The sequence below is a fragment of the Pelomonas candidula genome, from assembly GCF_043555985.1.
Lineage (GTDB): Bacteria > Pseudomonadota > Gammaproteobacteria > Burkholderiales > Burkholderiaceae_C > Pelomonas > Pelomonas candidula.
The window spans coordinates 291,086-314,331 of record NZ_JBIGIC010000005.1 but is presented as its reverse complement, the minus strand read 5'-3'; the positions used below and the strand labels follow the sequence as shown (position 1 = coordinate 314,331).

Annotated in this window: 14 protein-coding genes; 5 read left to right on the top strand and 9 right to left on the bottom strand. The window is 67.5% G+C overall.

All coding sequences use genetic code 11. The features are described from left to right. The first annotated feature begins 208 nt into the window (after positions 1-208). On the top strand, positions 209-1,216 hold the full coding sequence (locus ACG04R_RS12530; protein ID WP_394410475.1) for an NAD-dependent epimerase: 1,008 nt from the start codon (positions 209-211) through the stop codon (positions 1,214-1,216). Between the two features lie 65 nt (positions 1,217-1,281). Continuing rightward, a complete protein-coding gene (locus ACG04R_RS12525) occupies positions 1,282-2,607 on the top strand; it encodes a UDP-glucose dehydrogenase family protein (RefSeq protein ID WP_394410472.1) in 1,326 nt (441 codons plus the stop codon). A 75-nt stretch (positions 2,608-2,682) separates the two neighbouring features. Here ACG04R_RS12525 and ACG04R_RS12520 read toward each other — a convergent pair whose 3' ends face one another. Further along, entirely contained in the window at positions 2,683-3,315 is a 633-nt protein-coding gene (locus ACG04R_RS12520) for a cohesin domain-containing protein (protein WP_394410469.1), read from the bottom strand. Positions 3,316-3,578: 263 nt separating this feature from the next. Here ACG04R_RS12520 and ACG04R_RS12515 point away from each other — a divergent pair, with 263 nt between their 5' ends. The 3 genes from ACG04R_RS12515 to ACG04R_RS12505 all read left to right on the top strand — a co-directional run bounded on the left by ACG04R_RS12515 (position 3,579) and on the right by ACG04R_RS12505 (position 14,559). Next, the gene (locus ACG04R_RS12515) at positions 3,579-11,057 is read left to right on the top strand and encodes a carboxypeptidase regulatory-like domain-containing protein (protein WP_394410465.1); all 7,479 of its coding nucleotides are present in this window, start codon (positions 3,579-3,581) and stop codon (positions 11,055-11,057) included. Positions 11,058-11,149: 92 nt separating this feature from the next. Then, positions 11,150-14,389, top strand: a complete 3,240-nt coding sequence (locus tag ACG04R_RS12510) for a transglutaminase-like domain-containing protein (protein ID WP_394410463.1) — start codon at positions 11,150-11,152, stop codon at positions 14,387-14,389. After that, complete coding sequence (locus ACG04R_RS12505) at positions 14,386-14,559, top strand: hypothetical protein (RefSeq protein ID WP_394410461.1); 174 nt, start codon at positions 14,386-14,388, stop codon at positions 14,557-14,559. The genes ACG04R_RS12510 and ACG04R_RS12505 overlap by 4 nt, the downstream gene beginning before the upstream one ends. A 62-nt stretch (positions 14,560-14,621) precedes the next feature. Here the strand turns inward: ACG04R_RS12505 and rfbC are convergent, their stop codons facing one another. Genes rfbC through ACG04R_RS12465 form a run of 8 tightly spaced genes read right to left on the bottom strand, consistent with a single transcriptional unit; the run spans position 14,622 to position 23,141 of the window. Further along, entirely contained in the window at positions 14,622-15,173 is a 552-nt protein-coding gene (gene rfbC, locus ACG04R_RS12500) for a dTDP-4-dehydrorhamnose 3,5-epimerase (protein ID WP_394410914.1), read from the bottom strand. A gap of 8 nt (positions 15,174-15,181) precedes the next feature. After that, positions 15,182-16,066 (bottom strand): glucose-1-phosphate thymidylyltransferase RfbA, encoded by an 885-nt coding sequence (gene rfbA, locus ACG04R_RS12495; protein WP_394410458.1) that lies wholly within the window; start codon positions 16,064-16,066, stop codon positions 15,182-15,184. A 10-nt stretch (positions 16,067-16,076) separates the two neighbouring features. Further along, positions 16,077-16,958 (bottom strand): dTDP-4-dehydrorhamnose reductase, encoded by an 882-nt coding sequence (gene rfbD / locus ACG04R_RS12490; RefSeq protein ID WP_394410911.1) that lies wholly within the window; start codon positions 16,956-16,958, stop codon positions 16,077-16,079. A gap of 2 nt (positions 16,959-16,960) precedes the next feature. Beyond that, positions 16,961-18,016 (bottom strand): dTDP-glucose 4,6-dehydratase, encoded by a 1,056-nt coding sequence (gene rfbB / locus ACG04R_RS12485; protein ID WP_394410455.1) that lies wholly within the window; start codon positions 18,014-18,016, stop codon positions 16,961-16,963. 33 nt (positions 18,017-18,049) lie between these two features. Then, entirely contained in the window at positions 18,050-19,492 is a 1,443-nt protein-coding gene (locus ACG04R_RS12480; protein WP_394410452.1) for a mannose-1-phosphate guanylyltransferase/mannose-6-phosphate isomerase, read from the bottom strand. Between the two features lie 13 nt (positions 19,493-19,505). Next, entirely contained in the window at positions 19,506-20,522 is a 1,017-nt protein-coding gene (galE, locus tag ACG04R_RS12475; RefSeq protein WP_394410908.1) for a UDP-glucose 4-epimerase GalE, read from the bottom strand. Then, positions 20,519-21,697 carry a porin family protein gene (locus ACG04R_RS12470; protein WP_394410449.1) on the bottom strand — a complete coding sequence of 393 codons (1,179 nt, stop codon included), beginning with the start codon at positions 21,695-21,697 and terminating at the stop codon, positions 20,519-20,521. The genes galE and ACG04R_RS12470 overlap by 4 nt, the downstream gene beginning before the upstream one ends. A 55-nt stretch (positions 21,698-21,752) precedes the next feature. Then, positions 21,753-23,141, bottom strand: coding sequence for an undecaprenyl-phosphate glucose phosphotransferase (locus ACG04R_RS12465; protein ID WP_394410446.1), 1,389 nt, complete (start codon positions 23,139-23,141; stop codon positions 21,753-21,755). Between the last annotated feature and the right edge of the window lie 105 nt (positions 23,142-23,246).

Below are 23,246 nucleotides of genomic sequence, written 5' to 3'. Positions count from 1 at the left end.
GTTAGCCCACGAGCTCAATGTAGGTGGTTGATCCGGGCGATGAAACCCGTTGCCGGGCGGCGCGCGTGAATGTCATCACGCCGTCGATAGCGGTTACACGAGGACACGCGGCATCCGAGGCGCCTCTCCCACCATGCATGAGTGATTGGTGAATTTTGCTCGTGTAGGACAATGCGCGACCGCTTCTTGGGCAGCATAGGGATCCATCGTGAAGGTACTCGTCACCGGCGCCGCCGGCTTCATCGGCATGCATGTCAGCCAGATCCTTTTGGCGCGTGGCGACCAGGTGGTGGGCCTGGACAACCTGAACGACTACTACAGCCCGCAGCTCAAGCATGACCGGCTGGCACGCCTGACGTCGAAGGCTGCCTTCAGCTTCGTGAAGATGGACGTCGCCGACCGCGAAGGCATGGCCAAGCTGTTCGCCGAGCAGCGCTTCGACCGCGTCGTGCACCTGGCCGCGCAGGCCGGGGTGCGCTATTCCATCGAGAACCCGCACGCCTACATTGATAGCAACATCGTCGGCTTCACCAACATCCTGGAGGGCTGCCGCCACACCGGCGTGCAGCACCTGGCCTATGCGTCCAGCTCCAGCGTGTACGGCGGCAACACGCTGATGCCGTTCTCGGAGCACCACAGCGTCGACCATCCCATCAGCCTCTACGCCGCGACGAAGAAGGCCAACGAGCTGATGGCGCACACCTACTCGCACCTTTTTGGGTTGCCGACGACGGGGCTGCGCTTCTTCACGGTCTATGGCCCGTGGGGGCGGCCGGACATGGCGCTGTTCCTGTTCACGAAGGCCATCATCGAAGGACGGCCCATCAACGTGTTCAACCACGGCCAGATGATCCGCGACTTCACCTACATCGACGACATCGCCGAGGGTGTCGTGCGCGTGCTGGACCGCACGGCCACGGCCGACCCCGACTACGACCCCGCCAAGGCAGACCCGGCGCGCTCGAGCGCCCCCTACCGCGTGTTCAACATCGGCAACCACGCCCCCATCCAGCTGATGAGCTTCATCGAAGCCATCGAGCAGGCCGTGGGGCGCGAGGCGGTCAAGAACTTCATGCCGCTGCAGGACGGCGACGTGCCGGCCACGCACGCGGACGTGGAGGAACTCGCTGCCTGGACGGGCTTCCGCCCGGCGATGCCGGTGCCGGAAGGCGTCCAGCGCTTCGTGGCCTGGTATCGGGACTATTACAAGGTTTGAGTTCCATGGCGCTGTCACGCGCCTGCGTTACAAAAGCATGAACTCTCTTTGAACGAGGACAACGAATGAAAGTCACCGCCATCGGTACCGGCTACGTCGGGCTGGTCACGGGCGCTTGCCTGGCCGAGATGGGCAACCACGTCGTCTGCCTGGACGTGAATCCCGAGAAGATCCGCGTCCTCAACGGCGGTGAGATCCCCATCCACGAGCCCGGCCTGCTGGAAGTGGTGCGCCGCAACGTCGCGGCGGGGCGGCTGCAGTTCACGACGGACGTCGACATGGCCGTGCAGCACGGCACGCTGCTCTTCATCGGCGTGGGCACGCCGCCCGACGAAGACGGCTCGGCAGACCTGCAGTACGTGGTCGCCGCGGCACGCTCCATCGGCCAGCGCATGACGGACTACAAGGTCATCGTCGACAAGAGCACGGTGCCGGTCGGCACGGCCGACAAGGTGCGCGCGGCGATCAAGGAAGAACTGGTCAAGCGCGGCCTGGGCGACATGGCCTACGCCGTGGTCTCCAACCCCGAGTTCCTGAAGGAAGGCGCCGCGGTCGAGGACTTCATGAAGCCGGACCGCATCATCGTCGGCTCCGATGACGAACAGGCCACGCTGCTGATGCGTGCGCTGTACGCACCGTTCAACCGCACGCAGGACCGCATGCTGGTCATGGACGTGCGCAGTGCCGAGTTCACGAAGTACGCCGCCAACGCGATGCTGGCCACGCGTATCAGCTTCATGAACGAGCTGGCGTTGCTGGCCGAGAAGGTCGGTGCCGACATCGAACTGGTGCGCCGTGGCATCGGCTCCGACCCGCGCATCGGCTACCAGTTCCTGTACGCCGGCGCCGGCTATGGAGGCTCCTGCTTCCCCAAGGACGTGAAAGCACTCGTCAAGGCCGCCGCCGACAACGAGATCCCGCTGAAGGTGCTGACGGCCGTGGAAGAGGCCAACGAGCGCCAGAAGCGTGTGCTGGTCGACAAGGTCGTCGCGCGCTTCGGCGGCGACCTCAAGGGCCGTCGTTTTGCGATCTGGGGCCTGGCCTTCAAGCCCAACACCGACGACATGCGCGAGGCGCCGTCGCTGGTCATCATCGACGAGCTGACCAAACTTGGTGCAACGGTCGCGGCCTACGACCCGGTGTCGATGTCTGAGACGGCCCGCGTGCTGGGCCCGCGTGACGACGTGGCGCTCGTCGACCGCGCCGAGGCCGCGCTGCAGGGCGCGGACGCGTTGCTGATCGTGACCGAGTGGAAGGAGTTCCGTACGCCGGACTTCGACGCCATCAAGGCCGCTCTGAAGGCCCCGGTCGTGTTCGACGGCCGTAACCTGTACGACCCCAGGCTGATGAAGACGCTGGGCATCGAGTACAACGGCATCGGCCGCGGCTGAGGCGCCGAAGTCATTCAAGACGAAGGGCGTCACCTGCGGGTGACGCCCTTTTTTGTGGTCTGCCGCGCGGCGAGCTCAGGCCGTGAAGCGACCCCGACGCCGATGGACGAGACCCATGGCGAGCGCCGCCAACGCGAGGCCGGCGGTGCCGGGTTCGGGCAGTTGGGCGGCGCCGCATGTGCCGTTGCCGACGGCAACGCAGGCCCCCAGCACCGTGACGTCGGGCAGCGTCTGGAAATCCAGGCCGACGAAGTTGCGCTCGTAGTCGGGGTCGCTGCCGAGCGTGAACGAGGTCATGCCGTCGGTAACGCCGATCAGGTCGAAGCGGAACAGCGTGAAGGCGTCGGCCTGGCCGGCGGACAGTGCCGCATCGTCGGCCGTCGCATAGCCCTGGATGCCCATGTTGCCGTTGGTCGTGCTGTCGACCGCGATCTGCGGTGCGAAGCCGCTGGACGCATTGAGCCCGTCTGCCGCGCCCTTGGTGTCCACTGACTGGAACTGCAGGATGGCGGCGTCGTAGAAGAAATTGAGGTCGAAGCCGGACAGCACCTCAGCGCCGAGTCCGCTGATCCGAACCTCCACCTGCACGGCGTTGCCGACATCGACGTGCTGCGCCGCTGGCGAAAACGTGACGACGACGCCCGCCTGGGCAATGGATATGGCCAGGCCCAGCGTCAGGGCGATGCAGGTGGCGATGAGTTTTTTCATGTTGGCGGGTGGTCGGTCGAGGGCGGTGCCATGGGGGCGGGCGCATTCTGCGGGTCGCCTGACGGGTGCCACTCCCCGTGAACGAGGGGCAGCGCAACAGGAAGTTAGGGGGTGTGTGTTAGGGGGAAGGAGAGCCGGGCTGTTCTGTTCACAATCCGCCGCGCCGCGAACTGGCGCACCACATGCGGGCGCTTCTCGCCAAGAACCAAGCAAGCAAATTGACGCGACCTCCAGGCGCTGCCGGGGGCGCCTGGGAGAGAGCCATGGGATTCAGGCGCGCCTCGGCCGTGCTCGTGAGACTGTCGGTGCTGTTGACGCTGTGCGCGTCGATTGCGCATGCGGCCGTGAGCCCGGAAGTGACGAAGGGCCTGGCATGGCTGCAGAGCCAGGTCTTGCCTGACGGCAGCATCGCTGGCGAGTCGTCGTCGATCGCGCTGGTCTTCCAGGTGCAGCCCGAAGTGGCGAATACGCTGGCCTTGCTCGCTGGCCCGGCGACCGTGCCGTCGGCACTCACGGCGCGCCTGTCGCAGGCGACGGCGGACGATCCGACCGAGGTGCTGGCGCGTCGGCTGCTGGGGCTGCAGGCGGCCGGCACGGCCTCCACAGATGTGCAATCGCTGCTGTCGTCGCGCCGCACCGTCGATGGCGGCTTCGCCCCGTTCGACGGCCTGCAGGGCCAGGTGGCAGACAGCCTGATCGGCCTGCAGGCGCAGGCCGCCGTCAGTCCCGCCAGCCGCAGTGCCGTGCTGGCGTACGTGACCGCCCGTCAGGCGAGCGACGGTGGCGTGCAGGACGACTCCACCGCGCTGCGCGTCCAGTACTCCGCCATGGCCGTTGCCGGGCTGCAGTACGCGGCCGGCGACCTGAATTCGCTCAACGTCTCGCGGCAGCTGGTGCGCTGGTTGCTCGGTGCACAGCAGGTCAACGGTGGCTGGTCGGACAGTATCTACCTCACCGCGCAGTCGCTCAATGCGCTGACGCTGCTCGGGGCGGACGCCAATGCGCGTGTCAATGCGCGCGCCTTTCTGACCACGCGGCAACAGGGGGATGGCAGTTGGCTGGGCGACCCCTTTCTGACCGCCGTCGTGCTGCGCGCGCTCGCCGCCGACCCGCTGGCCGTGCCGGGTGGGTCGGACCCTGGCCAGAACCCCGATCCGAGCTCGGGCCTGCCGACGACACCGCCGCTGTCGTCGGTCTTCGGCGTCGTCGTCAACCCCGCCACGGGCGGCCCGCTCGCCGGCGTGCAGCTCGCGCTCACCGGGGCGTCGAGTGCGTCAGCCACCACAGGCGCCGACGGTAGCTTCTCGCTGACGCAACTGCCCGCGGGCGACTACGCGCTGGCGTTCGCCAAGGCCGGCTTCAGCGGTGCCAGCCGCACATGGACGCTGGGTCTGGGGCAGCGCATCGATCTGGGTTCGGTGAGCCTGAGCCAGTTGAGCACCTCGGGTGTCATCAAGGGCCGCGTGACGGCGCTGGCGAATGGGCAGCCGCTGGCCGGCGTGACCGTGAGCGTCGGTGGCTCGCTGTCGGCGAGTCGCGTGACCGACGCGCAGGGGCTGTACGAGTTCTCCGGCGTGCCGGCGGGCGCCGTGACGGTCTCGGCCGCCCGTGCGGGTTACCAGAGCGTGGGCGGCGCGGCCACCCTCGCGGCCGGCGACACGCTGACCTTCTCACCGGCGCTGGCCGCGTCCGATGCGACATCGCCCGATCCCTCGGGCCGCTTCACCGGCCGGGTGCTTGCCGCCGGTACCGGCCTGCCGTTGCCCGGTGTGGCCGTCGTCCTCAATGGGGCCTCGGCCGGCGTTTCCGGCGCGAGCGGCGACTTCGACATCAAGCTCGCCGCAGGCAGCTACGTGCTGCGCATCGAGCAGCTCGGCTACGACGTCGTGACCGGCAGCTTCGTCGTGTCGGCGGGCAGCATCACCGATGCGGGCGTCATCCGCCTGACGGCCCAGCGCACCAGCACCACTGTCAGCGGCCACGTGACGAATGCGAGCACCGGCCGGGCGGTCGTCGGCGCCCTGGTGGAGGTGGTCAACGGCGTCTCCGTGAAAACCGGTGCCGACGGCAGCTACACCTTGCAGTGGCTGACGGGCACGACCTTCAACCTGCGCGCTTCGGCCGAGGGTTATGTGACGCAGGGGTGGCAGCTCCAGACGGAGCGGCCCAACGCGATCACGCAGGACTTCGTGCTGGCACCCATGCCGGCGGCGGCCGTGGACCTGTCCGACCTGCAGCTGGCCCCATCCTCTGTGGGCCCGGGCGAAGTCGTGACGCTGACCGCGGTGCTGGCCAACACCGGCGACGCTGCGCAGGACGTGGTGGTTCGCAGCCAGGTGGTGGATGCGTCGGACAAGGTCGTCGGCCAGGGCGCGGCCTACGTGGCCGATGGCGTCACACCGCTGGGCAGCGTGACGCTGGCGGCCGGCAGCCGCCAGACGGTGGTGCTGAAGTGGAACTCCGGCCTGTTCCCGCCGGGGGGCTACCAGATGCAGGGCCTGGTGGTGCAGGCCGGCACGATGACGCGAGATGCGCCCGGTGGCCGCGTCATGGCCACGCGCAGCGAAGGCTTGACCATCGTCGGCCAGGGCAAGCTGATCGGCGCGGCGTCCGCGCTGCCGTCCGTGATGCGGGCGGGCCTCGGCGTCTCGACGCAGCTGTCGGCCATCCTCCAGAACGTCGGCAACATCGAGATGCCCGCGCGGACCTACCGCGTCGAGGTCATCGACGACAAGACCTCCGTGCGCGCCGCCCAGCTCGACGTGGCGGGGCCGGTGCTGGCCGTCAACGGCTTGCAGAAGCTCAGCTTCGGCGCCTGGACGCCGGCCGCAGCGGGCAACTTCCGCCTGGTCGTGTCGGCGCCTGACGCGCCGGACCAGGGGCAGGTCCTGGGCAAGGTCTACGTGGGTGATGCGGCCAGCGCGGTGTACACCGTGGACAAGGGCGTCGTCGGCGCCGGCGACCAGATGGTGCGCGGCAAGGTCAGCGTGTCGGGTCAGGACATCGCCAACGGCACCATCTCCGACCCGCTGGCGGCGCCGATCAAGAGCGCGATCCAGCGCAGCGTGGCCTACAACGACCTGCAGGCCACCACCTGGGTGCGCAACAACCAGTGCCTCGGCTGCCACGTCGTGACGCAGGCGCTGGTCGGTGGCGAGCTGACCCGCCGCCTTACGACGCCCGACGAGAAGCAGCGCAACCTGCTGTTCAACGCGCTGTCCACCTACCGCCAGAGTACGGGGGCGGTGTACGCCAGCCACCCGGAGTTCCAGCGCACGCAGACCATGCTCGGCGCCTGGGCGCTGAATTCCTGGCACGACAAGGACAACCTCGCGTCGGCGCTGTCCGCCGTGGCGGACTACCTCGTGGGCAACCAGGAGGCATCGGGTGCCTGGAGTGCGGACTACTCGGGCAGCCGTCTGTGGTCGATCCAGAACACGAACACCGCCTTCAACCTGAAGAGCCTGATGGAGACCTCGGCGGTGCTGTCGCGCGTGCCAAGCCCGACGGCCTATGACGCCTCCACCTGGATCGGTGGCAATGGCATGAGCGGCAACTACAACCTCGCCGCGGACGGGGCGGGGCGCACCCTTGTGGCCAACTACTTCGCGGGCACGGTGCAGGCCTTCGCTGCGGACGGCACGGTGCAGACGCTGATGTCGGGCCTCACCTACCCGCAGGGCCTGGCGGTCGCCGCTGACGGCACGATCTATGTGGGCACCGGTCCCGGCGTCATGAAGCGGGCGCCGGACGGCACCGTCTCGACGCTCGCCGCCGTGCCCAACACGACCGGCATCGCGATCGCGCCAAGCGGCGACCTGTACGTGACCAACTACAACACCAACGTCATCACGCGCATCACGCCGGCCGGCAGCGCCTCGCAGTTCTTCGCCGGTAGTCCGCTGGATGGCGCCTACGGCATTCAGGTGGACAGCGACGGCAGCCTGATCGTGCTCAGCTATAACTCGCGCAACGTGCACCGCATCCGCATGGACGGCACGACCGACACACTGGCCACCTGGCTGAACGGCAACCCGCGCAACATCCAGGCGTGGCACGGCGGCTGGCTGATCGGCACGTCCAACGGCACCTTCCTCTACAACCAGCAGTGGGCAGCCGACCGGCTGGGCTTCGGCGTGGCGCATGGCATTGCGGCGCTGCCGGACGGCAGCATCGTGACGGGCGACGGTGGCAGCACGCTCACCCGCCTGAAGCCGCGCAGCATCGACGCCGCCGCGCGCGTCGCGGCCTACACCGCCGCCATCACCAAGGCGAGCGACTGGCTGCTGCTGGACGGCAACATCGACACGAACTACGCCCCCGACCTGGCGCACCGGCTGATCGGCCTGGGCAGTGCCAAGCAGTTCTTCGCGGACACGCCCCGGGCCGCGGCGCTGCAGGCCAAGATGGAATCCATCGCGGCCTCGCTGCGTTCCAGCCAGCACAGCGACGGCGGCTGGGGTGCCTACCCGGGCTGGGGCAGCGACTCGCTCGTCACCGCCCAGGTCGGCTATGCACTGGACTACCTGCAACCCAGCCCCAGCGATCCGGTCATCCAGAACGCCATCCTGTACCTGCTGTCGCGTCAGCAGGCGGACGGCTCCTGGCTGAGCGAGAACGGCATCCTGTCCACGCACCTGGCCGCGACCACGTGGGTGGAGATCTGGCTGCCCATCGCGCTGGACCGGATCGGCGGCCTCGACACCGACCTGAAGCTGAGCTTCGCGCCCAACGTGACGATGTCCAACCCGACGATCGCGCCGACTGCAAGCGTCACCAACGGCGACGGATCGGCCGATCACACCTGGCACCTCGTCGGCGTGACGTCCTCCGGCCGGGACATCCAGTTCGACCTGCTGATGGCGGGCATGCAACTCGGCGAGAGCCGCCAGGCCTCGTTGAGCGCATCGCTGACCTTCCGCAACAGCGAGGGCGGTGATCCGGTCGTGGCGCCCGTGATCATCCCCGAGGTCAAGGTCTCGGCGTTCCTGGGGCATAGCGTCGGCACCGACAAACCCACCTACGGTGCCAACGCGCCGGTCCTGATCAGCAGCCAGGTCAGCAACCTAGGTGCGGGTTCCGTCGCTGCGAGCGTCGAGTTCCGCATCCTGGCCTCGGACGGGACGGTGCTGGCCACGCTGCCACGCGTCGAGGTCGCGGCCATGGCGGCGGGAGCCTCCGGCACCGCGGCCGCGGTCTGGAACACGGGGGCAAGCTACGCCGGCGTCTACCGGGTGGAAGCCCGCCTCTTCGATGCCGCCGATCGCTTCGTCGCGACGGCGCAGGCGAGCTTCACCATCCAGGGCGGGGGCGACACGCCCGGCGTGCCTTCGTTGTCGGCCACGCTGCAACTGGACCAGGGAAGTTATGGCCCGAACGACACCGTGCGGCTGTTGGATCGCGTGAGCAACCAGGCCGTCAACCAGGCCTGGCAGGGTCTGAACCTGCTCACCGCCGTGCTCAACCCCGACGGCAGCACGCGCTGGACGGCCACGGCCACGCTGGACGAGCTGGCAGCCGGCGGGCAGCGAGAGCAGGGCTACAGCGTGGCGCTCGCCGGCGCTGCTGCCGGTAGCTACCAGGCCCGCTTGACGGTGTTGGACGCCACCGGCGCCGTGCTCGCCCAGGTCACCAAGCCGTTTGCCGTGACGTCCAGCGCCAGCACCGGTGCTGGCTTGTCCGGCCATCTCACGCTGGCGCCCAAGCCGGTGTTCGAGGGCGGCGCCGCGTCCATCGCGTTCGACGTGCTCAACCAGGGCAACGCGGCGCTGGCCGGCTTGCCCCTGACCATCAACATCGTCGACCCGAGTTCTGCCCGTTTGTTGGCCAGCCTGCCCGTGACGGTGCAAAACCTGGCCACGCAGGCGAGCTTCGCCGGAGCGGTGAACTGGACCGTCGGCGTGCCGTCGGGCACGCAGGTCGTCGCCGTGCTGAGTGCGCAGGTCGGCAACCGCGTCGTCACGCTGGCGCAGGACAACGCGACGGTCACGGCCCAGCCGGTCCAGGTCAGTGTGGCGCCGCAGCGGGAGGCTCGCGTGCTGGCGCTCGTGAGCTGCCCGCCGGGGTCCGACGGCGGCGTGCTGGGGCAGCCGGTGTCCGGCGGGGAGGCCAACTGCGCGGTACGCCGCGGCACCGCGCTCGCCAAAGTGCTGGGCAACCTCGGCCTCGTCGCCAAGGTGGTCACGACGCGTGCCGAGTTCGAGACTGAACTGCGCTGCGGCCTCTACAACACCTACTGGATCTCCGGCGGCAGCGGCAAGCTCAGCGACGACGTCGTGAGGGAGCTCGTCGAGGCCGTGCGCCGCGGCGACGGCCTCGTCGTCGATGGCAGTGTCGATGCCCGCGATCACCTGCTGTACCCGGTGCTGGGCGTGCAGGCGGCGGGCAGCCTGAGCCAGGCCGACCAGACCATCACGTTCAGCGGCACGGCCGAGTTCCCTGCCGGCACGCTGGCGGCGCTGGGCCGGCCAATGCGCTTCACCTTGTCCGGTGCGCAGCTGCAGGCCAGCTTCGCGCAGGACGCGAGCGCCCCGGCGCTCGCCACCGCCTCGTTTGGCGAGGGCCATGGCGTGCTGGTCGGCTTCGAGCTGGCGCGCATGCTGGAAACGAGCGATGCGACTCGCCAGGCGCTGGTCGGCCGCGTGCTGGATGTCGCCCGCAATGGTGGTGACACCGCGCCTGTCGGCGCACCGCTGGCGCTGGCCATCGTCGTCAGCAATGCCGGGGCGCAGCTGGCCACGGCGCAGGTGCAGGCCACGGTGCCGCCGGGCCTGGAGCTGTTGCCCGGTCAGGTCGGCAGCTGGGCGGTCAGCCTGGCCGCTGGCCAGACGCAGACGCTGGTGCTGCGCGCCAAGCCGACGCAGGCTGGTGACCTGAACGTGGATGTCCACGTGACGTCGGGCACGCAGAGCACTGCCGCGCAGTACAGCGTGCATGCCCGGACGCCGGAGGAGCTGGCCGGGCAGGCGCTGACGCTGGCCGAAGCGATCAACGTGGCTGGCGATGCCGACGTGGCCGCCAAGGCGCAGGCCGTCCAGGCGATCACGCAAGCTGGCGGTCTGGGCGCCGCCCAGCGTTATGACGAGGCGCTGGGGGCCTGGTTGCAGGCGGCGGGCGCTTTGCAGTCGATCCAGGGGGCTGACACCCGTGCCGCGGCGCTGGCCTCGGCCCAGGCGCTGCAGGGGGCCGAGCGCGGCCTGTGCCCGCAGCTCGCTTGCCTGGGTGGCAGCATCCAGATCCGCCAGGGCACGCAGCCGCAGTCCACACTGTCCGTTGCCGCGACGGGCAACGTGTGGCGCCAGGTGGCCAATGCCTGCCCGGTGGCGCTGCCGAGCTGGCATATCGGCGCGCAACTGCGCAACCGCCGCACGGCACAGACGCTGCTGCAGCTGGACGATGACGTGGGCCTGGACCCGGCGCAGTCCAGCACGGCGCAGGGGAACTTCGCGGCCAGCGCGGGCGATGGTCTGGCGGGCGACACGCTGGAAGCCCTGCTCGTCGCACAGCGCTCGGGCTGGCAGTTCCACCTCGGCCACGCCACCGCCGTGCTGACCGGCGCATTGATGTGCGATGTGGACGGCAACGGCGTGGTGAACACCGCTGACCTCGAACTGATCCGCCAGTCGATCGGCAAGTCCGTGCCGGCCGGGGACCTGCGCGATCCCGACGGCAACAAGGTCATCACCATCAACGATGTGCGCGCTTGTACCGCCAAGTGCACCAAGGCCGGCTGCGCCCTGTGATGCAGCGCCCGGCCGGTGAATCCCGTCGATTCCACCGGCCGATGTCGCATGCCGCCGGATCGCTACAACACTGAATCTTCCTGGGAGTCCTCATGTCCGCCCCGTTCTTCGTGACCGGCCGCAAGCACCGCCCGATGCTCAACGGCATCGGCCGCATACTGATTGGCGTGCTCGTGTTCAACGCCCTGAGTCCGTTGAGCGTGCTGGCGCAGGACAAGCCTGTTGCCAGCCCGGCGGCACAGCGTCAGCTGCAGCAGCTGGCCGCGCTCAATCAGAAGGTCGAGCAGGCCAAGGCCGAGCGGGCCCGTAGCCCGGCTGAGCGTTTGACGTACGACTTCCAGCAGGCCCAGGATCTCGTTCGCACACTGCATGCCGACCAGCGGGCTCGCGCGCCGCGCAAGCCCGGCGAGCGCGAGATGGAAGTCCGTGCGGTGGGACCGGACATCCGCATCCAGGCGGAGCGCAGCGACCTCGACAAGCTGTCCGATGAGCGCCGGGCCGATGGCGAGGCCCGTCTGCGCGAGCATCTCCAGGTGCTGAGCCGGTCGCGTGCGAGTGTGCGTGCAGATTTCGATGGGACGCGGCGAGAGCTGCTGGCCAAGGGTGTGCCGGGCGAAATCCTGGCCCGTCACGATGCGGCAGTGCGCGATTTCGAGCAGCGTGCGGAACAGTTCGAACGTGCTTCACGCGTCTGGATGGACGGTGACGAGGCGGCACGTGCCAGCGCCTTGGCTGATCTGGACGATTTTTTCAAGCGCTTCCCGGCCAGTCGTCCAGCAGTGCCGATCAATCCCAAACAACTGCCCTGGCGTTCGCCGGAGCCGACGACCCGTCAGCCCGCCGACACGAAGACGGCGTGGTTCCAGAACCTGTGGGGCCAGCCCAAGGTCATGCTGGCCGCCGCCGGCAACATCGGTCCGATCAACTTCGACGTGATGCCTGAGCCCGGTCAGGCCCCGACCGAAGCCGACCTGGCGCAGACGCCCGAGACGCAGCTGACGCCGGCCATCACGGCGAAGGCTGCTGAGCTGGGCAACAACCCGCTGGCCATTCACAACTGGGTACGCAACAACCTGGACTGGCTGCCCAGTTGGGGGGCGGTGCAGAGCGCCGACGACACGCTGGCCAAGAAGCGCGGCAATGCGCACGACATTGCCAGCCTGGAGATCGCCCTGCTGCGCGCTTCCAAGATCCCGGCGCGCTACCAGTACGGCACCATCGAGGTGGATTCTGACAAGCTGCAGAACTGGGTGGGGGGCGTCAACAAGATCGAGGCCGCGCAGCAGTTGCTGGGGCAGGGCGGTATCGCCAACCGGGGTCTCGTCCAGGGCGGGCGTGTTGCCAAGGTGCGCATGGAGCATGTCTGGGTGCAGGCCTATGTGAACTGGCTGCCGGCCCGTGGCGCCAAGCAGGGGACCGCCGGCCAGCACGTCAATCCGAATGGTGCCCATAACGCCTGGGTGCCGCTGGATGCGAGCTACAAGCAATACACGTCGGTCGGCGGCATGGACTTGTCCGGCTCCGCTGTGCCGCTGGCGGCGCGGACCTTGGTCGACTCGCTGCTGACCGGTGCCGAGGTCAGCGCCCAGCAGGGGTGGGTCCGCAACGCGAACCTGCTCGCACTGCAGACGCAGCTGGACGATTACCAGGGTCGCATCAAGGCCTACGTCGATGGCCAGAAAAGCAGTGCCACCGTGGCGGATGTGATCGGAGCTAGGGTCATTCCGCAGGATGTGAGCCAGATACTCGCAGGCACGCTTCCATATGCCGTGGTCCAGAGTGGCCAGCAGACCGCACAGGTGCCGGCGAGCTTTCAGCATCAATTCAGGATTCAGTTGTTCCTTGCCCAGGACGGGCTTGGCGACGAGTCGTCCGCGGTCTTGAGCTATCAGGAATTGACATCTCGCTTGGCCGGCAAGCGATTCACGCTGACGTATGTGCCGGCGACACAGGCCGACGCGGACCTGATGAGCAGCTACCTGCCCAGGCCCCACGCGGACGGCAGCCCGATTCAGCCGGGTGAATATCCGACCAGCTTTCCTGCCTATCTGATCCGGCTGAAGCCTCAGATCCTGCTCGACGGGCAGATCGTGGCCCAGGGCAGCCAGGCCGTCACGATGGGGACTGATCTGGTCAGCACGGCGGGCTTTACCAGCTTGTCCAACATGGGCACTTGGGACGAGAGCCGTGCTGAGAGTCACGCGGCAGGTCAGGCGACTGCCATCGGTTTGAGCCTGCAGGGCATCGGCGCGGCACAGCTTGATGGGGTCAAATCGCGGCTGGTCGCCGTGGAAGCGCAGTTGGCTGGTGGCACGTTCAATGGATTGACTGGCGAGCAGGTGGCCGGCGACATGTTGTCGGCTGCTATCTGGAGTTGGTTTGCCGCTGTCGAGACGCGAGGTCGTCTCTTCCAGACACAGGCCAACATTCTTGAGAAGCCCGGCCTCAGCTACGGCTTCTTCCATGCGGTGGCCAACCCGATCTACAGCTGGGGCGTGGTGAGGCAGGTTCGCTTCTCGGGAGTGAACATCGACGTGCCGCACGAGCGCGTCGTGTCGGTCAGCCGCAATGCGGACACCGCGGAGTGGATACGCTTCAACCGTGTGCGTGGGCAATCCATGAGCGCGCTCGAACATGAGATTCCGCAGCGGTTCTTCAGCGATCCTGCACAGTGCAATCGGCCTGGCAGCATGGCACCGAAACCCGGCTTGCCAGACTGCCTGGAGGGCGTGAGCGCGGTCAAGGCGCTCAGTGTCGCGGCTCAGGCGGGGCAGAAGGTGTTCACGATCACACCAGCGGTTTATCAGGCGAATCCCGGTATCGTCGCCAGCCAGCTGTGGCGCCACAGCGCCAACACGCAATCCAAGGTGCAGAGCTATCTGGACGCAGGTTATGAGGTCAGCGTCCACGAGGCGCCGATCAGCCTGGGGGGCTGGACGGTGGCCGGGTTGATTGCGCTTGATGTGCAGACCGGCGCCGGTGCCTATCTGATCGAGGGCGGGTCCAATGGCGGTGTGTTCGCGGCTGCTGGCATCATCGTGGTCGGCATGTATTTGCTGTCAGCCGGTATCGGCGCGCCGATTCTGATCTGTCTTGCGATCTCGTTCGCCATCCACATGGCGATCCTGGCGCTTTCCGAGCTGTACTCGGAGGGGCTGGTCGACTTTGGTTCCGGATTCCTGGCCGGTGCCGCGGCGTTGAGCCTGATGCGGGCCTTGTCGACGCTGCTGGCGGGCACGGCGCTGGCGATCACCGTGCCAGGCGGTGTGGTGATGGGCATCATCCTGGTCGCGCTGGCGCTTTTGTCGTTCTACCGGGTGTTCAACAAATGATCTGGCAATGGGGACTGGCCTGCATCGTGGCGGCAGCCCCGATCCTGTACTGGATGCGTGCCCGGCGTCGCGATGGCGGGCTCGGCAGGACGCAGTGGATCGAGCTCGTCAACCTGACCCTTGGCCTGGTGACGATGCTCCTCTTCCTGCTCTACATGGCGCGGGACTGACCCGGGCTTGCCGGGCCAGGTCAGCTGACTGGCGGCTCGGTGGCCGGCGAGCTTGGCGCGTCTCAGCCGAACGTTTTCGCGTCCGCGAGGAGGGGCGCGGCCACATCCTTGGCCGACAGCTGCGGCGTGATGCCGTCCAGTGGCCAAGCGATGCCGATGGCGGGGTCGTCCCAGCGCACGGCGCCTTCGCATTCCGGCGCGTAGCGGCCGCTGGTCTTGTAGAGGAAATCGGCCGTCTCGCTGATGACGACGAAGCCGTGGGCGAAGCCCGGCGGAATCCACAGCTGGCGGTGGTTGTCGGCGGTCAGTTCGACGCCGACCCACTTGCCGAAGTTGGCGCTGGAGCGCCTGACGTCCACGGCCACGTCGAACACGGCGCCGGAGGTGCAGCGCACCAGCTTGCCCTGCGGATGCGGGTCGAGCTGGTAGTGCAGGCCGCGCAGCACGCCGCGCGAGGAGCGGGAGTGGTTGTCCTGGACGAAGTGAATGTCCTGCCCGAGTGCTGCGTTGAAACGGGCCTCGTTCCAGCTCTCGGTGAAGAAGCCCCGCGCATCGCCGAACACCTTGGGCTCGACGATGAGCACCTCGGGCAGGGCGGTGGGGGTGACCGTCAGGAGCGACATCAGAAGGCCTTCTCGGTCAGCAGCTTCTGCAGGTACTGGCCGTAGCCGTTCTTCGCGAGCGGCTTGGCGAGGGCTTCGAGCTGGGCGGCATCGATCCAGCCCGAGCGGAAGGCGATTTCCTCCGGGCAGGCCACCTTCAGGCCCTGGCGCTTCTCCAGCGTGGCGATGAACTGGCCGGCTTCCATCAGGCTGTCGTGCGTGCCGGTGTCCAGCCAGGCGTAGCCGCGACCCATGATCTCGACGTTGAGCTGGCCCCGCTTCAGGTACTCGGCATTGACGTCGGTGATCTCCAGCTCGCCCCGTGCGCTGGGCTTGATGCTGGCGGCGATGTCGCAGACCTGCTCGTCGTAGAAGTACAGGCCCGTGACGGCGTAGTTGCTCTTGGGGACCTTCGGCTTTTCTTCGATGGACAGCGCGCGCTTGGCCGCGTCGAACTCGACGACGCCGTAGCGCTCGGGGTCGTGCACGTGGTACGCAAAGACGCTGGCGCCAGTGGCCTGGCTGGTGGCGCTGTCGAGCAGGCCGGCGAAGTCGTGGCCGTAGAAGATGTTGTCGCCCAGCACGAGGGCACTGGGGGCACCGCCGACGAAGTCACGGCCCAGGATGAAGGCCTGGGCCAGGCCGTCGGGCGAGGGCTGCACGCAGTAGCTGATGTTCAGGCCCCAGCGCGAGCCGTCGCCCAGCAGCGCCTCGAAGCGCGGCGTGTCCTGCGGCGTGCTGATGAGCAGGATGTCGCGGATGCCCGCGAGCATCAGTGTGCTCAGCGGGTAATAGACCATGGGCTTGTCGTAGACCGGCAGCAACTGCTTGCTGAGCGCCAGCGTGGCCGGATGCAGTCGGGTGCCGGAGCCGCCGGCGAGGATGATGCCCTTGCGGTTTTTCATCGGAGACCTCTCAGAGGATTTCATTCAGCATGCGTTCCACGCCTTGCTGCCAGTGCGGCAGGCGCAGACCGAAACGTTGCTGCAGCTTGGTCGTGGACAAGCGCGAGTTCAGCGGACGTTTGGCGGGCGTGGGGTAGTCGCTGGTCGGGATAGGCAGGATCTGGTCGGGTGCGACCTTGATGGTCTTGCCGCGCTCGTGTGCGAACTCGATGACGAAGCGGGCGTAGTCATGCCAGTTCGTTTCGCCGCCGGCGACCGCGTGGTAAGTGCCGGTGAGCGCCGGATTCACGCGCGCGGCGCGCAGCATGTGGGTCGTCAGGTCGGCCAGCAGTTCGGCACCGGTGGGCGCACCGATCTGGTCGGCGATGACCTTGAGCTGGTCGCGTTCGGCGGCCAGACGCAGCATGGTCTTGGCGAAGTTGCCACCCCGCGCCGCGTAGACCCAACTGGTGCGCAGGATCAGGTGCTGGCAGCCGCTGGCACGGATGGCGTCCTCGCCCTCCGCCTTGGTGCTGCCGTAGACGCTCAGCGGCGCGATGGGGGCCTCTTCGTCGCGGGCTTGGTGGCCGCTGCCGTCGAAGACGTAGTCGGTCGAGTAATGCACCAGCAGCGCGCCCAGGCGCTTGGCCTCGATGGCCAGCAGCGCGGGCGTGGCAGCATTGATCTGGCGGGCCAGCTCGGGCTCGCTTTCTGCCTTGTCGACGGCGGTGTGGGCAGCCGCATTGACGATGACCTGGGGTGCCAGCGCCTGCACGCGGGCCAGCAACTGGTCGGGCTGCGTGAAGTCGCCGCCATCGTCGTGGTCCAGGGCCACCACGTCGCCCGCCACGGCCAGCGAGCGTTGCAGTTCCCAGCCGACCTGGCCGCCCTTGCCGAGCAACAGGATCTTCATGGTCATGCGTACTGCTTGGAGACCCAGTCCTTGTAGGCGCCGCTCTGCACGCGGGCGACCCACTCGGGGTGGTCGAGGTACCACTGCACCGTCTTGCGGATGCCGGTTTCGAAGGTCTCGGCCGGGCGCCATCCCAGTTCACGCTCGATCTTGCGGGCGTCGATGGCGTAGCGGCGGTCGTGGCCGGGACGGTCCTTCACGTAGGTGATGAGGCGGGCGTAGGGGCCATCGGCCGATGGCTTGAGCTCGTCGAGCAGCGCGCAGACCGTCTTGACGATGTCGATGTTGGCCTTCTCGTTCCAGCCGCCGATGTTGTAGGTCTCGCCGAGCCTGCCGCCGGCCAGCACGGCGCGGATGCCGCTGCAATGGTCGGTCACGTACAGCCAGTCGCGGATCTGCTGGCCGTCGCCGTAGACCGGCAGCGACTTGCCCGCTAGCGCGTTGACGATCATCAGCGGGATCAGCTTCTCCGGGAAGTGATAGGGCCCGTAGTTGTTCGAGCAGTTGGTTGTGACGACCGGCAGGCCGTAGGTGTGGTGCCAGGCGCGCACGAGGTGGTCGCTGGCTGCCTTGCTGGCCGAGTAGGGGCTGTTGGGCTCGTAGGGGTTGGTCTCGGCGAAGGGCGGGTCGCTGGGCTTGAGCGAGCCGTAGACCTCGTCGGTGGAGACATGGTGAAACCGGAAACCCGCCTTGGCTTCGCCGTCCAGCGCGCTCCAGTAGGCGCGCGCGGCCTCCAGCAGCGTGAAGGTGCCGTCGACGTTGGTCTTCATGAACGCGCCGGGGCCGCTGATGGAGCGGTCCACATGGCTCTCGGCGGCAAAGTGGACAAGTGCGCGTGGCTGATGGGTGGCCAGCAGGCTGTCGATCAGTGCGCGGTCGCAGATGTCGCCCTGGACGAAGATGTGCCGGGCATCGCCGTCCAGCGAGGCCAGGTTCTCGCGGTTGCCCGCGTAGGTCAGCGCGTCGAGGTTGATGACGGGCTCGTCGCTCTGGCTAAGCCAGTCGAGCACGAAGTTGCTGCCGATGAAGCCGGCGCCGCCGGTCACGAGGATGGTCATTTCAATTCCCTGTCAATTTCGTTGGCAGGTGGCTCACGTCCTGCCGTAGGTGTCCTCGAAGCGGACGATGTCGTCCTCGCCCAGGTAGGAGCCCGACTGCACCTCGATGATCTCCAGCGGCACCTTGCCCGGGTTGGCTAGGCGATGGGTCTGGCCCAGCGGGATGTAGGTGGACTGGTTCTCGGTCAGCAGGATGGTCTTGTCGCCGTTGACGATCTCAGCCGTGCCCGACACGACGATCCAGTGCTCGGCGCGGTGGTGGTGCATCTGCAGGCTCAGGGACGCACCTGGCTTGACCATGATGCGCTTGACCTGGTGGCGCGGGCCGTTGTCGATGCTGTCGTACCAGCCCCAGGGGCGGTGCACCTTGCGGTGCAGGGCCTGTTCGCCGCGCTGCTCGGCGCCGAGGCGGTTGACGATCTGCTTGACCTCCTGGCTGCGGGCGCGGTCGCTGACGAGCACGGCGTCGGGTGTCTCGACGACGACGATGTCCGTCAGGCCGACGACGCCGACCAGGCGGCTGGTGGCGTGCACCAGCGTGTTCCTGCTGTCGGCGATCAGCGCGTCACCGACGAAGGCGTTGCCGGCCTCGTCCTTCTCGGCGACCTGCCAGACGGCTTCCCAGGCGCCGAGGTCGTTCCAGCCGGCATCCAGCGCGACCATGCGCAGCGGGATGTCGGTGCCTGGGCAGCGCTCCATGACGGCGTAGTCCACGGACTCGCTCGGCACGGCGGCGAACTCCGCCTTGCCGGGGCGCACGAACTTGGCGTCGGTCTTGCGTACGGCCCACGCGGCGCGGGTGGCCTCCAGGATGTCGGGACGGAAGCGTTCCAGCGCCTTGACCCAGACACTGGCGCGCAGCACGAACATGCCGCTGTTCCAGTAATAGTCCCCCTCGGCGAGGTAGCGCTGGGCGGTTTCGAGGCTGGGCTTCTCGACGAACTGCGCGACGGCCAGGCCGCCGGCGTCCAGTTGGGTGCGGATATAGCCATAGCCGGTTTCGGGCCGGTCGGGCGTGATGCCGAGGATGGTGATGCCGCCTTCGGCGGCGATGCGGATGGCGTCCTGCAGCGCGGCCGTGAAGGCGGCGCCGTCCGTGACGGTCTGGTCGGCCGGCGTGACGACGAGGACGGGATCACTGCCGCCTTCCAGCGCGGCCAGTGCGGCCAACGTCAGCGCGGGCGCGGTGTTGCGCCCCGTGGGTTCCAGCAGCACGCTGCTGGGCTCCTGCCTGGTTTCGCGCAACTGGTCCAGTACGAGGAAACGGTGCTCGTCGTTGCCGACGATGCAGGGGCCGGCCAGCTCGAACTCGGCGGAGGCGAGGGCCGCCAAGCGCCGCGCGGCGAGCTGGAACAGGCTTTCGTTGCCCGACAGCACGAGGAATTGCTTGGGATAGCCCGCCCGCGACAGCGGCCACAGCCGCGTGCCGGAGCCGCCGGCCATGATGACGGGGAGTACGGGAGTCTTGGAAGCCATAGCGCTTTTCAGTTCAATCGAAACCGTGAGGATTGTTGTGCTGCCAGCACCAGCTGTCTTCGCACATGCGGGAAAGGTCCAACTTGGCCTCCCAGCCAAGCAACTCGCGAGCCAGCGCCGGGTCGGCCCAGCAGGCGGCGATGTCGCCTGGGCGGCGGGCGACGATCTCGTAGGGCACGCTGCGGCCACTGGCGGCCTCGTAGGCACGGACGAGGTCCAGCACGCTGTAGCCCTGGCCGGTGCCGAGGTTGACGGTCAGCGAGCCGGGTTGATCCAGCAAGCGGCGCAGCGCGGCGACATGGCCTTCGGCCAGGTCGGTCACGTGGATGTAGTCGCGCACGCCGGTGCCGTCGGGCGTCGGGTAGTCGTTGCCGAACACAGACAGCTTGTCGCGCCGGCCCACGGCCACCTGGGCGACATAGGGCATCAGGTTGTTCGGCGTGCCGCGTGGGTCTTCGCCGATTCGACCACTCTCGTGGGCGCCGACCGGGTTGAAGTAACGCAGGCAAGCCGTCTGCCAGGCCGGGTCGGCGATGCCGAGGTCGCGCAGGATCTGCTCGCCCATCAGCTTGGTGGCGCCGTACGGGTTGGTGGCGGAGGTGGGGGCATCTTCCCGCAGAGGCAGTCGCTCCGGCGAGCCGTAGACGGTGGCGCTGGAGCTGAAGACGATGCGCTCGCAGCCATGGCGCTTCATCGTCTCGCAGGTGTTGACGAGACCGCCGAGGTTGTTGCGGTAGTAGGCCAGCGGCTGGCTGACGGACTCGCCGACGGCCTTGTAGGCAGCGAAGTGCACGACGGCAGCGGGGCGGTAGCGATCGAAGATTTCGTTCAGTTGTGCCGCGTCGCCCACGTCGCCGCGTTCGAATTCGATGGGTGCCGGCGCCAGTTCGGCCAGGCGTTCCAGCACGCGCGGCGAGCTGTTGCTGAAGTTGTCGACGCCGACGACCCGATAGCCTGCGTGCTGAAGCGCGAGCCAGGTGTGCGAGGCGATGTAGCCGGCCGCGCCGGTGAGCAGGACGGTGGTCATCAGTAGAAGATGGCTTGGCCGGTGCAGCCGTAGCTGTTGGCGGTATAGACGTAGTCCGGCACGCTGTTGTCGCGGCTGATGTGGTCGTACTGGCAGCCCAGGCTCAGCGCGCGCGAGAACGCCCAGCGCAGGCTGAGGTTGTAGGCCTTGGTGTCGTCGAGAGCATCTGGCACCACGACTCCAGATTCGCTGTTGCGTGTGGCGCGAGTGCGGCTGGCCCTGGCGCTGACGCTGAGCTTGCCGGTCAGCGCGTAGCTGCCGTCCAGTTGCCAGGTCGTGTAGACGCGGTTCAGGTCGGCCGAGCGCACCACGCTCTCCTGCCCTGTATCACGCGAGTACTGAGCGTTGAATTGCAGCTTTGACGTTGGCTGCCAGCTCCAGCCGAGCGCGCCCGTCGTGCCGCTGAAATCGCGCAGCAGGTCCAGGCGGTTGCGGGTCCTGCTACGGCTGATGCGCGTGTTCACCGACGTGTGGCCGCCCAGCGTCCAATTCGTCGTGAAGTCGAGATCGTCCCGGGTGTATTCATTGAGCGACGTGGTCGGTCGGATTTCGCCGTCGACGAGCTCCAGCCCCCGGCCATCAGGGAAGCGAGGGTGCTGGCCGTTGGTGTGTCGGCCGACCAAGCCCAGCCGGACGTTGCCGGCCGGTGTGGCGTAAACGCCCAGCGAACTGGTGCCTTGGTGGTAGACGAATCGGTCGTATTGCCAGGCGGTGAAGTCCCGGCTGCGTTGTGCCCAGCCGGCTTCTAGCGTGTAGCGCGTTGCAACGCCCAGGCGGGCGATGGCCTGGTACTCGGTGTTGGTCTCGATGTTCTTCTTGAAGATCTGCGCGACGCCGTTGCCGATGTTGAAGTCGGCCAGGGACTGATCGGATTTGGCGCTCAGCACCCCGGACAGATTGCCCAGCGTCTCCCAGTGCAAAGCGCCGCGAAGGCTGTGCGAGCGGTAGTCCAGCTCGCGGTTCGTGTCGTAGCGGTTGTTTTGCAGCGACCCGTCCAGCGTCAGGTGCTGACGGCCCAGGCGCGTGTCGACGCCGCCCAGCAGGCCGGCGCTGACGACCGTGTCGCTGTTGGGCGCGTTTGAGACCCGATAGATGTTGGAGACGTGCGAGACACCCAACGAACCGCCGACGTAAAAGGGCGTCGTGTCGTCGGTCTGGGCGTGGGCCGGAAGTGCCAACGCAGCTAGAGCAGCTAGAGCAGCAAGCCGGATTCGGCCGAAGTCGTGAAGGATCTCAGTAGGCATGACGGTCGAACACCACCAGCCTCACCGTGCGCAGGATGATCTGCAGATCGAGGGCCAGCGACCAGTTGCGCAGGTATTCCAGATCGTATTCGACGCGCGCGGCCATCTTGTCGATGGTGTCGGTCTCGCCGCGCAGGCCGTTGACCTGGGCCCAGCCGGTGATGCCCGGCTTGACCTTGTGGCGCACCATGTAGGCTTTGATGAGCTGGCGGTATTGCTCGTTGTGGGCGACGGCATGCGGGCGCGGGCCCACGATGCTCATGCGCCCCTGCAGCACGTTGATGAACTGAGGCAGTTCGTCCAGCGACGTGCGGCGGATGAAGGCGCCGAAAGGTGTGATGCGCGAGTCGCCCTTGGTGGCCTGCTTGACGACGGCGCCGTTGTCCTGGGCGCGCATCGAGCGGAACTTGTAGACGATGATCTCCTCGCCATCCAGGCCGTTGCGGCGCTGCTTGAAGATGACGGGGCCGGGTGAGCTGAGCTTCACGCCGATGGCGAGGATCAGCAGGATGGGCGAGATCAGCACGAGGATGATGGACGCCAGCACCACGTCGCTGATGCGTTTGATCAGTTCGTTGGTACCGGTGAAGGGCGTCTCGCAGATGCCGACGACCGGCACGCCGGAGATGTCCTGCAGGCGGCCCTGGATGATGCTGATGCCGAACACGTCGGGCACGTAGAACAGCGAGGCTGTCGTGCCCTGCACCTGTTCCAGCAGTTCGACGATGCGCGGCTGCGAACCGAGCGGCAGCGTGATGTAGACCTCGCGGACGCCTTTCTCGCGGACGAACTCGCTGAGCCGGGACAGCGGGCCTAGCAGTTCCTCGCCGGCGTCGGGATGCAGGCGCTCGCGATTGCGGTCGTCGAAGTAGCCCAGGCAGATGACGCCCTGCGTGTCGCGCAGCGCCCGGGTGACCTTGTGACCCAGCGCACCCGCGCCGACGACGACGGCCGTGCGGCGCGCGCTCGGATCACGCGCCCGCCAGCGCTGCACGCGGCGGCCGATCTCGATCGCGGCGATCTGGGCGACCGGCGTGATGATGGCCCACCAGATCAGCACCTCGTCGTCGAAGTAGTGCAGGCTGGTGGTGGCGTAGCCGCACAGCAGCAGGATGCCCAGCAGCACCAGCCAGGAGGAGACGACGTCCACCAGCGCACTGGCCGGGTGGTCACTGAAGCGGTTGCGGCCAGGAAAGGTGAGGGCGAAGATCAGCAAGCACAGCGTCAGCGTCGGGCGCATGACCTGCTCTTCGAAATGGCCGTTCACGAGCAGGAAGGTCGCGACGATGATGCCCGGCTCCAGGAAGGCGGCAATCAACGATTCGACCGACTGGGGCGCGCTGTAGAACGTCCTCTTGTAGCTGCGATCCTCAAACATCGGGTAGGGTCAGTAGCCTTGACAGGCAAGGTCTTGCAAAAAGCGAACCGGGATTCTGTACCAACAAATTTGACAGCCGATGTGGGCGCGTCCCTTGTTCATGGT

What these genes read in the sequence shown, in the direction of transcription:
- ACG04R_RS12510 (WP_394410463.1), top strand. Translation starts at nt 11,150, where the DNA reads ATGTCCGCCCCGTTCTTCGTGACCGGCCGCAAGCACCGCCCGATGCTC.
- ACG04R_RS12505 (WP_394410461.1), top strand. Translation starts at nt 14,386, where the DNA reads ATGATCTGGCAATGGGGACTGGCCTGCATCGTGGCGGCAGCCCCGATC.
- ACG04R_RS12465 (WP_394410446.1), bottom strand. Translation starts at nt 23,141, where the DNA reads ATGTTTGAGGATCGCAGCTACAAGAGGACGTTCTACAGCGCGCCCCAG.
- rfbD (WP_394410911.1), bottom strand. Translation starts at nt 16,958, where the DNA reads ATGAAGATCCTGTTGCTCGGCAAGGGCGGCCAGGTCGGCTGGGAACTG.
- rfbA (WP_394410458.1), bottom strand. Translation starts at nt 16,066, where the DNA reads ATGAAAAACCGCAAGGGCATCATCCTCGCCGGCGGCTCCGGCACCCGA.
- rfbB (WP_394410455.1), bottom strand. Translation starts at nt 18,016, where the DNA reads ATGACCATCCTCGTGACCGGCGGCGCCGGCTTCATCGGCAGCAACTTC.
- ACG04R_RS12520 (WP_394410469.1), bottom strand. Translation starts at nt 3,315, where the DNA reads ATGAAAAAACTCATCGCCACCTGCATCGCCCTGACGCTGGGCCTGGCC.
- ACG04R_RS12525 (WP_394410472.1), top strand. Translation starts at nt 1,282, where the DNA reads ATGAAAGTCACCGCCATCGGTACCGGCTACGTCGGGCTGGTCACGGGC.
- ACG04R_RS12515 (WP_394410465.1), top strand. Translation starts at nt 3,579, where the DNA reads ATGGGATTCAGGCGCGCCTCGGCCGTGCTCGTGAGACTGTCGGTGCTG.
- ACG04R_RS12480 (WP_394410452.1), bottom strand. Translation starts at nt 19,492, where the DNA reads ATGGCTTCCAAGACTCCCGTACTCCCCGTCATCATGGCCGGCGGCTCC.